Source organism: Frondihabitans sp. PhB161, assembly GCF_003814635.1.
GTDB lineage: Bacteria > Actinomycetota > Actinomycetes > Actinomycetales > Microbacteriaceae > Frondihabitans.
Genome location: NZ_RKQW01000003.1, coordinates 37,253 through 49,405, shown reverse-complemented (window position 1 = coordinate 49,405; position 12,153 = coordinate 37,253). Strand labels below are relative to the sequence as shown.

The window sequence follows — 12,153 nt, the reverse complement described above, 5'->3', positions numbered from 1 at the left end:
CCTTGGTCGGCGGAGTCGTGGCAGGCAAGACTTCCTCCATGTCTCTTGATCGCGAAGCGTCCGAATCGACCGACCACCGGCACGGCATGACGATCCCGGAGGAATGGACGGGGCCGTTCGACAAGCGCTTCTGGGATGACCGCTACTCCGAACACACGAGGGTGTGGAGCGGAAACCCGAATCCGCACCTGGTTCGCGTTGTCGAGGCGTTGGATCCTGGTGTCGCGCTCGACATCGGGAGCGGTGAGGGAGCCGACGCGATCTGGCTCGCCCGCCACTCCTGGCGGGTGACGGCGACCGACATCTCGAGTGTGGCCCTCGATCGCTCCGCGGCGGTGATCGCAGCGGACGGCGTGGTCGCTGCGCGCATCGAATGGAAGCAGGCCGATGTGCTCGAGTGGGCGCCTCCCGAGCGCACTTTCGATCTCGTGTCGTCGCAGTACTCGCACTTTCCGTCGGCCGACCTCGTGCCCTTCGTGAAGCGCCTGGCGGCGTCGGTGGCCCCCGGGGGTACGTTGCTCGTGGTGGCACACGAAGCGAACGGCCACTCCGCGATGGGCCCGGACTACTTCGTAGCGGCCGCGAAACTGGCCGAGCTTCTCGAGCCGACCGACTGGACCGTCGTGGAGGCCGGTCTGCAACCGCACCCGTCCCGTGAAGGGAGCGACGAAGTGCTCATGGCCCGACGTCTCGTCTGACTTCTCCACAGATTCGCTCGGGGCTCCGACGGTGTCGGGGGCGCCTGCGAGACTTGTCGCATGCTCGCTGTTGCCCCACTCGTCGACGCCACCGACGTCATCCGCCTCGTCGGTCGTCCCGCGTTCGAGCGCGCCAAGAGCTACGTTCGCGAGCACCGCGTCGAGACCACCGAGTGGAACGCCGACGATCATCTGCTGACGGGCTCCGTTCGAGGCGGCGATCCGGCGCCCTACGAGGCCGCCGTCACTCTGACACCCCTTCGCGGCGACTACGGCCGACCCGGCGCCAGTAGTTGCTCGTGCCCTGTGGGCGGAGCCTGCAAGCACGTCGCGGCCCTCGTGCTCGCGACGAATGCCACGAAAGTCCTCGAGTCCTCGCAGCTGACCAGCACGGCCGTTGCGCTCCCCACCGAGGCCGCACCCGTCTGGCGAACGGCTCTCGGTGCCCTGACCCGGGGCACGTCTCCGCTCAGCGCACCGGCGACCCCGATGGGCCTCCAATTTGAATTGCGCGAGAGGTCGCGCAGTCACTCGGCGCGCTGGGGCGCCCCGACCTCGAGGGCGGCTTCGGCGCGGAGCGCCGTTTCGGCGAGCGCCTCCCTCCGTCTCGGTATGCGGCCCGTCACGAAGAGCGCGGCTGGCAACTGGACGCGAAGCAATCTGACATGGACGACCCTGCCCTATTCACTGAACCGCCTCGGGGTCAGTGCGGAGCAGCACCGATGGTTCGGGCAGTTCCAGTCGCTTCACCGTTCCGCGCGCGACGCCTACGTGCCCGGCGAGGCTGACTGGCTCTACCTCGACGATTTCGCAAGCCCGCTTCTCTGGCCGCTCCTCGCCGAGGGGGCCCGGCTCGGCATCGACCTCGTCACTGGCAAACGCGAGACCGACGTCGGGGTGGCGGGGTCGGGTCGGGTCACGCTTGATGTCGCCGAATCGATTCCGGTGGGCGAGGCCGGTGTGGCGGCCGGCACTCTCCACGTCGAGCCCGCCGTTGTCATCGACGACCTCACCGTGCCGGCGAGAGAGCTCGGTCTCATCGCCGATCATGGCGTCTACAGGGTCTCGTTCAGCCCGGCGCCCCACTTCGTGCTCGCTCCAACCGGGCATCTCACCGAGGAGGTGCGGTCGCTCCTCAGAGCGCAGGGCGCGATCGACGTGCCTCCCGAGGGGCGCGACGAGTTCCTCACCGACTTCTACCCGCGACTGTCGCGCGCAATTCCGGTGGTCAGCTCTAACGCATCGGTGCGGCTACCCGAAATCGAGCCACCGATGCTGACGCTGACGATCAGCTTCGCCGAGGGCGACCGACTCGAGCTCCACTGGGCGTGGATCGCAGCAGGGCTGACCGAACCGCTTGCCTCCCATTCCGTGCCCGAGACTCTCGAAGACGACCTCGGCGGCGCCCCGACTGCACTCGTCTTGCACGGTCTGGATGCGGCCGAGTTCGTCTCGACTGTGCTTCCGGTACTCGAATCCCGCGACGATCTCCGAATCGTCCAGCTCGGTGAGAAGCCCGACTACCGCGAGCTCACTGCGACGCCGAAACTGGCCGTGACGACTGTGGAGACCGACCGCCGAGACTGGTTCGATCTCGGGGTCATGGTCACGGTCGAGGGGCGCACGATTCCTTTCGCCCCACTCTTCACCGCTCTGTCGAAGGGCCGCGACAAGCTCCTCCTCGTCGACAAGACCTACCTCTCCCTGAAGCAGCCCGTCTTCGACGAGCTGAAGCGCCTCATCGCCGAGGCGGAGGCCCTCGACGAGTGGGAGACGGGCGAGCTCACAATAAGTCGGTACCAGGCCAGCCTCTGGTCGGAGTTCGAGGAGCTCGCCGACGAGACCTACCAGGCCGAATCATGGCGCGAGACGGCCGACGGCCTGAATCGAATCGCAGCGGGCGAACAGATCGCCGACATCCTCGTTCCGTCAGCGGTCCAAGCTGAACTCCGTCCGTACCAGGTCGAGGGGTTCCGCTGGCTCGCGTTCCTCCTCGATCACGGGCTCGGCGGCGTGCTGGCCGACGACATGGGGCTCGGTAAGACGCTTCAGACCCTCGCGCTCATCGCCCATGCCAAGGCGCGTTCCGCCGAGGCGGGTGCGACGGATCCTTCTCGCCCCTTTCTCGTCGTCGCCCCCACCTCGGTGGTGTCGAACTGGGTCGCTGAGGCGAATCGCTTCACTCCCTCTCTTCGCGTCACCGGCATCACGTCGACCGTGGCCAAGAGCCGACAGAGGTTCGACGACATCGCCCGCGACAACGACGTCGTGGTCACCTCGTACGCTCTGCTCCGTCTCGACCTCGCCCGCTACCAAGAGGTCGAGTGGAGCGGCCTGGTGCTCGACGAGGCGCAGATGATCAAGAACCACCGGTCAAAAGCGCACAAAGCGGCCGTCGACCTCAAGGCTCCGTTCAAACTCGCCATCACCGGCACGCCACTCGAAAACGACCTCATGGATCTCTGGGCGCTCTTTCATGTGGTCTCGCCAGGCCTGTTGACGACAGGTCTCCGCTTCACCGAGGAGTATCTCAAGCCCATCGAGCTGAACGACCGGCCCGATCTGCTGGCACGACTCCGGCGACGAATAAGGCCGCTCATGCTTCGTCGCACGAAAGAGCTCGTGGCCTCCGAGCTACCCGCGAAGCAAGAGCAGATACTGCGAGTCGATCTGGCTCCGGCGCACCGCAAGCTCTACGACCTCGTCCTGCAGCGCGAGCGGATGAAGCTGCTCGATCTCGTCGACGACCTCGATCGCAACAGGTTCATCGTGTTCCGGTCTCTGACACTGCTGCGAATGCTCGCCCTCGACGCGTCATTGATCGACGGCGACAAATACAGCGGTATTCCGTCGTCCAAGCTCGATGTTCTCCTCGATGAGCTCGTCGATGTCGTGGCGGGCGGTCATCGTGCTCTGATTTTCAGCCAGTTCACGTCGTACCTCTCGCTCGTCGCAGACCGACTCGATCGGGCCGGAATTGCCCACGCCTACCTCGACGGCGGCACCCGCAAACGCGGCGAAGTCATCGACGAGTTCAAGTCGGGCTCGGCCCCGGTATTCCTGATCAGCCTGAAGGCGGGCGGCTTCGGCTTGAACCTGACCGAAGCGGATTACGTGTTCCTGCTCGACCCCTGGTGGAACCCCGCCTCCGAAGCCCAGGCGATCGACCGCACGCACCGCATCGGCCAGACGTCGAACGTCATGGTCTACCGGATGATCGCCAACGACACCATCGAGGAGAAGGTCATGGCCCTGAAAGAAACGAAGGCGAAGCTGTTCGACGTCATGATGAGCGACGACGAGGCGGCATTCGGTGGCGCGCTCACCGTCGACGACATCCGCGGTCTGCTGGAGGCCTGATGTCGACGCCCTCTGCCGACACCGCGACGGCCACGACCCCCACCTCCCTTGATGCCGAGGCCCTTGAACTTCTCCGAGCCCTCACCGGTCGAGCCGACGCCGTCTTCCACGACGGCCAGCTCGAGGCCATCCGAGCGCTCGTCGCCGACCGACGACGAGCGCTTGTCGTACAGCGCACCGGCTGGGGCAAATCGGCGGTGTACTTCATTGCGACCCTCCTGCTTCGGCGACGAGGATCCGGCCCGACCCTCCTCGTCAGCCCTCTCTTGGCGCTCATGCGCGATCAGGTGGCCGCCGCCGCTCGTGCCGGGGTTCGAGCGGCCGCCGTCAACTCGGCCAACGCCCACGAGTGGGGCGACGTGCAGCAGAAGATCGCCGCGGGCGAGATCGACGTGCTCCTCGTCTCCCCCGAGCGCCTGAACAACCCTCGATTCCGTGACGAGCAAATGCCCGAACTGCTGCGAACACTCGGCATGCTCGTGGTCGACGAAGCCCACTGCATCTCCGACTGGGGGCACGACTTCCGTCCCGACTACCGTCGGCTCGCCGAGCTCATTCGCACTCTGCCGCACGAGGTTCCGGTGCTGGCCACGACCGCGACGGCCAACGCGCGCGTCGTCGCCGACGTCGAGGAGCAGCTCGCCGCTGGCGCCGAGGTCGTGACGATCAGGGGCTCGCTCGCTCGCGCCTCCCTGCGGCTCGGTGTCTTGACGCTTCCGTCGAGCCGCGACCGGCTCGGGTGGCTCGTCGACCACCTCGGCGAGCTGCCCGGCTCGGGCATCATCTACACGCTGACGATCTCGGCCGCCGACGACACCGCCCGCTTGCTCCGCGATGCCGGGTACGACGTCCGCTCGTATTCCGGGCGGACCGACCCGGAAGAGCGCGAACAGCTCGAGCAGCGGCTCAAAAGCAACGACCTGAAGGCTCTCGTCGCCACGAGCGCTCTCGGCATGGGCTTCGACAAGCCCGATCTCGGTTTCGTCCTTCACCTGGGGGCGCCATCGTCGCCGGTGGCCTACTACCAGCAGATTGGGCGAGCGGGTCGAGCCACCGACAACGCCGACGTGCTTCTCCTGCCCGGGCGGGAAGACGCTGAGATCTGGCAGTACTTCGCCACCGCGTCCATGCCGTCGGAGGCGAGGGCCTCGGCGGTCCTCGCCGAGCTCTCCGACAAGCCGCTCTCGACTCCGGCCCTTGAGGCTCGAGTCGACATCAAGCGAACGCCCCTTGAGTTGATGCTGAAAGTGCTCGACGTCGACGGGGCCGTCAGCAAAGTACAGGGCGGCTGGATCTCGACGGGCGTGCCGTGGAGCTACGACCGAGATCGCTATGAACGCATCGCCGCAGCTCGGCTGGCTGAGCAGGAGTCGATGCTCCGATACCAGGAGGGAGCCGTGTGCCGAATGCAGCTCCTTCAAGCCGATCTCGACGATCCCGCAGCGACCCCCTGCGGGCGGTGCGATGTCTGTGCCGGCGTCTGGTTTCCGACCGACGTCGCCGCCTCGGCCTCCGATCAAGCCACGGGAGCCCTCGATCGTGTCGGAGTCGAGATCGAGCCGCGAGCGCAGTGGCCGACGGGTGCCGACCGAGCCGGGGTGAGCCTCCGCGGCAAGATTTCCCCGGCCGAGCGCGTCGAGCCCGGGCGAGCGCTAGCCCGACTGACCGACCTCGGCTGGGGTACCACCCTCCGTGAGGTCTTCTCCCCCGGCCGACCCGACGTTCCCCTCACGAAGGGCCTCCTCGACGGGTGCATCCGGGTTCTGGCCGAATGGCCGTGGGCGGAACGACCGACAGGAATCGTCGCGATGCCGTCGTCGACACACCCGCTTCTCGTGGCATCACTGGCTGAGGCACTTTCGTCTGTGGGCCGCATTCCGCTGCTCGGGACGTTGAGCTCGACTAGGCAGGAGCCGGGGTCAGGAGCCGGGGCAGGAGCGGACGGCCCTGGCGAGATCACCCACCAGGTGCCACGCGCCCCCGGCGAGCGCGGCGGAAACAGCGTCTATCGCCTCGCCGGCGTCTGGAGGGCGTTCGAGGTCGGGCCGTCTCTCGCCACCGCGCTGGCCGAGCAGCACGGGCCGGTGCTCCTCGTCGACGATCTCATCGACAGCAGATGGAGCATGACGGTCGCCGGTCGCGTGCTTCGTGCGGCGGGCGCCCACTCCGTACTCCCGTTCGCGCTCGCCATCGTCGGGTAACCCCCCGCGCAGGGAACGCGTGCGTCAGCAGACGTGGCACGGTCACGGAGACGCGCCGCGGCACGTCTCTCCGTCCGTTGCGCGTCGGTAAGGCCCCCGCGGCGCGCAGAACGACAGCGTGTGACGCAGGCCGAAACGGACGTTGGCTGAAGTCTGCACGCCCTGCAATCTCTGGCTCTGACATGGCGAATGTCGGTGGCGGGCAGCAGTATGGCGTGAACCGAAAGACCCGAGCACCAGCCGATTCCGGAGGTTTTCATGTCGTCGACAACGCAGGCACCCGCGGGCCGCCCGGCCCCGAACAGCGAGCAACCGACCGAGCTTAAGAGGGCGATCGGGCCGAAGCTCCTCCTCCTCTTCATCGTCGGCGACATCCTCGGCACCGGGGTCTACGCACTCACGGGGCAGGTCGCGGCCGAAGTCGGCGGTGCCGCCTGGCTGCCGTTCCTCATCGCATTCGGCGTGGCCCTGGTCACCGCCTTCTCCTACCTCGAACTCGTCACGAAATATCCTCAGACCGCCGGTGCCGCGCTTTATGTGCACAAGGCATTCGGTGTCCACTTCGTCACGTTCATCGTGACCTTCATCGTGATGTGCTCGGGCATCACCTCCGCCTCCACGGCAGCGCGCGCGTTCGCCGCGAACCTCGCCGTGGGCATCGACTTCGAGCTCGGCAACGGCACCATCATGCTCATCGCGATGGGCTTCATGCTGCTCGTCATGCTCATCAACTTCCGTGGCGTCTCCGAGAGCGTCAAGGCGAACGTCGTACTGACCCTCGTCGAGCTGTCGGGGCTCGTGATGGTGATCCTGATCGGCCTCTACGCCATCACGGGCGGCAACGCCGACTTCTCGCGCGTCGTGCTGTTCGAGACGCCGGGTGACAAGACCCTCCTCCTCAGCATCTCGGCCGCGACGAGCCTGGCCTTCTTCGCCATGGTCGGCTTCGAAGACTCGGTCAACATGGCCGAAGAGACGAAAGATCCCAGCCGGATCTTCCCCAGGGTCATGCTCACGGGGCTGGGCATCACTGCGGTCATCTACGTGCTCGTCGCCCTTTGTGCCGTGGCGGTCGTGCCGATCGGCGAACTGGCCGACAACGAGACTCCGCTGGTGACAGTGGTCGAGACGGCCGCACCCGGGTTTCCCATCGGATCCTTGCTGCCGTTCATCTCGATGTTCGCGGTCGCGAACTCCGCCCTCATCAACATGATGATGGCCAGCCGTCTGCTATACGGCATGGCCAAGCAGAACGTCTTACCGGGGTTCCTGTCGAAGGTGCACGCGAAGAACCAGACGCCCTGGGCGTCGATCCTGTTCACCACGGGCCTCAGCCTGCTGCTGATCGGTTACGTGTCGCTGTCGCCCGAGTCACCGATCGTCGCCGTGCTGGGCGGCACCACGTCGCTGCTGCTTCTGACGGTCTTCGCCGTGGTCAACTTCGTCGTGCTCAAGCTCCGTCGCGACACCGTGCGGCAGAAGCACTTCCACGCCGGATCCGTGCTCCCCGTGATCGGGATCGTCGCGTGCCTCTGGCTCGTCCTGCCCTGGTCGTCGGGTCGCGGCAGCGAGCAGTACAGCATCGCCGGAGCGCTGCTGGTGATCGGAGTAGTGCTGTGGGCGGTCACCTTCGTCGTGCGGCGCCGCCGAGGTTCACTCGAGGGCGAGCCGACCAAGACGGCCGCCGCTCAAGACGAGACGTCGACGACAACCTGAAGCGGATCTAGCCGACGGGAGCGGCTCCGGCGGCCGGTGAGCCCTCCCGATTGAGGCGAATCGACGAACGGAAGTACAGCACGGCGATCACCGCGGACACGAGCAGGTCGACGATGAGCACGGGCAATCCGCCGGGGCCGTCGATTGTCGAGTAGTCGGATGCGCCGATCGTCCGACCGTAGATCTCGATCCAGACGGTGGCGATGATGTTGAGGGCCAAGACGCTGCCCAAGACGAAGCCGGCGGTGGGCCGACCGGTCATGCGCCAAAGCGGTCGCGGGCTGACGATGTCTTCCTCCGGCACCCGGAAGACCCTGGTGGCGATGACCACGACGAGGGGTGTCACGGCAACACCGATCCAGACGGCGGCCACCGCGAGCGAGGGCACCTCGCCCAAGAGGGTCGTGCCGATCCCGAGCACGACGAAAGCAGCGAAAAGGAAGAGGAATTTGTAGCCGTTACGCACGATTCGCATGCCAGGAGTATAGGGGCGTGCCGGGGAGGGGCCGGGAGCGACTACGGTCTATACAGTGAGTGATGAAAATGCCCCGATCGAGGCCGAAGCGACCGAGACGACCGAGAACCCCCTGACGTTCGCGGATCTGGGGTTGAGCGACGCCGTCCTGAAGGCGGTGCGCGACATCGGGTACGAGACGCCTTCCGCTATTCAGGCCGCGACGATCCCGACGCTCCTGTCCGGCCGCGATGTCGTCGGTCTCGCTCAGACCGGTACCGGCAAGACTGCCGCTTTCGCGCTGCCGATCCTGTCGCGCCTCGATGTCAGTGCGAAGAAGCCCCAGGCTCTCGTCCTCTCGCCCACCCGCGAGCTCGCCCTCCAGGTCTGCGAGGCGTTCGAGCAGTTCGCCTCGGGCATGCGCGGCGTCCATGTTCTTCCGGTCTACGGCGGGCAGGCCTATGGCGTGCAGCTGTCGGCTCTCCGCCGCGGCGTCCACGTCGTCGTCGGCACCCCCGGCCGCATCATGGACCACCTCGCCAAAGGCACCCTCGACCTCTCCGAGCTGAAGTACCTCGTGCTCGACGAGGCCGACGAGATGCTCAAGATGGGCTTCGCGGAAGACGTCGAGACCATTCTCGCCGACACTCCCGACGACAAGCAGGTCGCGCTCTTCTCCGCGACGATGCCGTCGCAGATTCGTCGCATCTCGAAGCAGTACCTGAACGACGCCGAAGAGATCACGGTCAAGCAGAAGACCACGACCTCGGCCAACACGACCCAGCGCTACCTGATGGTCTCGTACCCCCAGAAGGTCGATGCCCTGACCCGGATCCTCGAGGTCGAGAACTTCGAGGGCATGATCATCTTCGTCCGCACGAAGAGCGAGACCGAGACGCTTGCTGAGAAGCTCCGCGCACGCGGCTATTCGGCGGCGGCGATCTCGGGTGATGTCGCCCAGGCTCAGCGTGAGCGCACGGTCAACCAGTTGAAGTCGGGCAAGCTCGACATCCTCGTGGCGACCGACGTCGCCGCCCGCGGTCTCGACGTCGACCGCATCAGCCACGTCGTCAACTACGACATTCCGATCGATACCGAGTCGTACGTGCACCGCATCGGCCGCACGGGTCGCGCCGGTCGTTCGGGTGCCGCAATCAGCTTCGTCACGCCCCGTGAGCGTCGCCTCCTCGGCGCCATCGAGAAGGCCACCCGCCAGCCCCTGACTCAGATGCAGCTTCCGAGCGTCGAAGACGTCAACGTGACGCGCCTCACCCGCTTCGACGACGCGATCACCGCGGCGCTCGAGCAGGAGCCGCGCATCTCGGCGTTCCGCGACATCATCGCGCACTACGTCGAGCACCACGATGTACCCGAGGCCGATGTGGCTGCGGCTCTCGCGGTCGTCGCCCAGGGCGAGACCCCGCTCCTGCTCGATCCGGCGGCTGACCGTGCCGCTCGTCGCGACGAGCGACCCGAGCGCTCTGACCGCCCGGATCGTGGCGACCGCCCCGAGCGTGACAGCGCAGACCGCGGAGAGCGCCGCCCCCGCACCACGAAGCCGATGGCTCCGTACCGCATCGAGGTGGGTCGTCGTCAGCGCGTCGAGCCGCGACAGATCGTCGGAGCCCTCGCCAACGAAGGTGGCCTCAGCCGCGACGACTTCGGTGCGATCGCGATCCGACCCGACTTCTCGATCGTCGAGCTGCCGGCCGACATGTCGCCCAGCGTCTTGGAGCGCCTGACCGACACCCGCATCAGCGGCAAGCTCATCGAGATCCGGCCCGACCGCCGCAGTGGCGGCGCTCGCACCGAGCGAGCGGATCGCCCCGAGCGCTCAGACCGCCCGCGTCGCGAGTACGGCGACGAGCGCCCGGCCCGCAAGCCCCGCTACTAAGCCCCTCGGCTGAGCTCGACACCGCCTTTCGGCAGGAACCCCGTCTTTCGACGGTGTTCTGGCCGGAAGGCGGTGTCTTCGTTGCGGGTCGAACGAAGGATCCGACGGCTCGCCCGGGCAGCCGGCCCCGGCTTCGAGCCCTACTGAGCGTCTTGCCGCGACTGGTTCTCGCGCGGCCCGCCGCGCAGAATACGCCGGACCCTCGGCACAGCCAGCCCGAGAATATCGCCGATATCGCGACGCGTGACGCCCTCGTCGTCGAGCGCGCGTGCGGCTCGGCCGAGGGCCTCCCACTCGTCGTCGAGCGCCTCGTCGGAGGTGCGCCGGAGCTCTTCGGCCCGGTCGAGCTGCTCGGCGACATCACCGGGATACACGACCGTCAGCTCGAGCTCGATCTTCTCCGGGTCGGCGTCTTCGAAGTCGGCGATGAAGGCGCGGGCCACAGATTCGGCTTCGCCGAGCCAGCGGGCTTCGGCGACACCACCGATCGGGGCGATCTCGAGGAGCCAGGCGGAGCCGTCGCGGCTCACGGTCACGTCGTACGTCAAAGAAGGCATGCACCGAGTCTGACAGGCTCCGGGCCGGTCGGCTGACGTTCTCCACAGGGGTGGCTCGTGCCGTCGCCGGACGACCCGACGCGAATCGGCCAAGGTCGCGCGCCGCGGCGCTGTGACCTTGGCCGATCCACGTCACCTTGCAGTGAGTGGCTGCCTAGGAGGACGCGCCACAGGACTCCGCCGGGGCGGTCGCCGATCCGGACGGCGCGGTGGGCTCAGCCGTCGGCGCGGTACCCGCCTTCGGTGCGGCCGGCGTCTTGCCGTCCTTCGCCGCGGCGGGAGGTGTCGGTGCCGTGCCTTCCTTCGGTGCGGCAGGCTTCTCCCCCTGCTTCGGGAGTGCGGGAGCCTTTCCATCGGCCGGAGCCGCAGGCGCAGCAGGCGCCTTTCCGTTGGACGACGCCGCGGGCGCCTTCCCGTCGGCGGGCGCCGTCGCCGCGGCCGGAGCCTTGCCATCAGCCGAAGCAGTCGGCGCCTTCCCGTCCGCCGGGGCCGCAGGCGCCTTCCCATCCGCGGGACCCGCCGGAAGCGCACCCGCCGCAGGGCCCTTCCCTGCCGCCGGCCCCGCAGCCGGCCCCGCAGCCGGCCCCGATGTCGAGCCGGAGCCCGTGCCGGACCCAGAACCCGTCCCGGTCCCCGCGCCCGCACCCGGCGCACACGCCTGCGGCGTCGAGCTCGAGCCACCGCCGGTGCCGGACGTGGCGCCGTCGGTCGGTTCGGCTGTGCTGGTGCCGGCTCCCGCGGATCCTGAGCCGTTCGATCCGGCGCTGCCCGCGGCCGAGCTGGTGGATCCGGTGTTGCCGTTGCCCGAGGCCGCGACCGCGGCACCCACCCCGGCCCCGCCGAGGCAGAGCGCGACGATGGCGGCACCGATCACGATGCGCTTGGTGCGCTTCTGCCCGGTGCCGAAGGCGCTGCCGTTACCGCTGCCGCTGCCACTGCCGTCGCCGGGTGCGCCGTACGAGGCGACGACGGTCTCGCGAGCCGGTGCGTTCCACTCGGCGGCGGGCCGGCCCATCTCGGGCATCTCTCGCGTCTGCGCGTAGTCGTCCGAGCCGCCCGGGGTGCCGACGACCGGCCGCGCGAACTCCTCGGTCGGCTGGTTGTCGACGGTGCCGTCGGCGGGGCCGGCACCCGTGCTGCCGTCACGACCGGCGTCGTCGCGGCCAGCGCCGTCACGACCGACGCCGTCGTCGGCCCGGTTCATGCCGAACGGGTCGAAGGGCGTGTTGTCGTCGTTGTTGTTCTTCTTGCTCATGGGTTGCTCCGTTCATCT

8 protein-coding genes are annotated in these 12,153 nt (G+C 67.7%); 5 read left to right on the top strand and 3 right to left on the bottom strand.

Features of this window, described 5'->3' with window-relative positions:
* Positions 1 to 38: 38 nt before the first annotated feature.
* The 4 genes from EDF39_RS12250 to EDF39_RS12235 all read left to right on the top strand — a co-directional run bounded on the left by EDF39_RS12250 (position 39) and on the right by EDF39_RS12235 (position 7,975).
* Positions 39 to 698, top strand: coding sequence for a bifunctional 2-polyprenyl-6-hydroxyphenol methylase/3-demethylubiquinol 3-O-methyltransferase UbiG (locus EDF39_RS12250; protein ID WP_123943559.1), 660 nt, complete (start codon positions 39 to 41; stop codon positions 696 to 698).
* 60 nt (positions 699 to 758) lie between these two features.
* Complete coding sequence (locus EDF39_RS12245; RefSeq protein WP_123943557.1) at positions 759 to 4,058, top strand: DEAD/DEAH box helicase; 3,300 nt, start codon at positions 759 to 761, stop codon at positions 4,056 to 4,058.
* Positions 4,058 to 6,259 carry an ATP-dependent DNA helicase RecQ gene (locus tag EDF39_RS12240; RefSeq protein ID WP_123943555.1) on the top strand — a complete coding sequence of 734 codons (2,202 nt, stop codon included), beginning with the start codon at positions 4,058 to 4,060 and terminating at the stop codon, positions 6,257 to 6,259. Before EDF39_RS12245 ends, EDF39_RS12240 begins: the two co-directional genes overlap by 1 nt.
* A gap of 258 nt (positions 6,260 to 6,517) precedes the next feature.
* Positions 6,518 to 7,975: an APC family permease gene (locus EDF39_RS12235; protein WP_123943553.1), complete on the top strand. Its 1,458-nt coding sequence runs from the start codon at positions 6,518 to 6,520 to the stop codon at positions 7,973 to 7,975.
* Positions 7,976 to 7,982: 7 nt separating this feature from the next.
* Here EDF39_RS12235 and EDF39_RS12230 read toward each other — a convergent pair whose 3' ends face one another.
* Positions 7,983 to 8,450: a hypothetical protein gene (locus tag EDF39_RS12230; RefSeq protein WP_123943551.1), complete on the bottom strand. Its 468-nt coding sequence runs from the start codon at positions 8,448 to 8,450 to the stop codon at positions 7,983 to 7,985.
* Between the two features lie 55 nt (positions 8,451 to 8,505).
* Here EDF39_RS12230 and EDF39_RS12225 point away from each other — a divergent pair, with 55 nt between their 5' ends.
* Entirely contained in the window at positions 8,506 to 10,323 is a 1,818-nt protein-coding gene (locus tag EDF39_RS12225) for a DEAD/DEAH box helicase (protein ID WP_199726242.1), read from the top strand.
* 140 nt (positions 10,324 to 10,463) lie between these two features.
* Here EDF39_RS12225 and EDF39_RS12220 read toward each other — a convergent pair whose 3' ends face one another.
* Both EDF39_RS12220 and EDF39_RS12215 read right to left on the bottom strand, forming a co-directional pair.
* Positions 10,464 to 10,880, bottom strand: a complete 417-nt coding sequence (locus EDF39_RS12220; RefSeq protein ID WP_123943549.1) for a hypothetical protein — start codon at positions 10,878 to 10,880, stop codon at positions 10,464 to 10,466.
* A gap of 154 nt (positions 10,881 to 11,034) precedes the next feature.
* Positions 11,035 to 12,135, bottom strand: coding sequence for a hypothetical protein (locus EDF39_RS12215; protein WP_123943547.1), 1,101 nt, complete (start codon positions 12,133 to 12,135; stop codon positions 11,035 to 11,037).
* Positions 12,136 to 12,153: the final 18 nt, after the last annotated feature.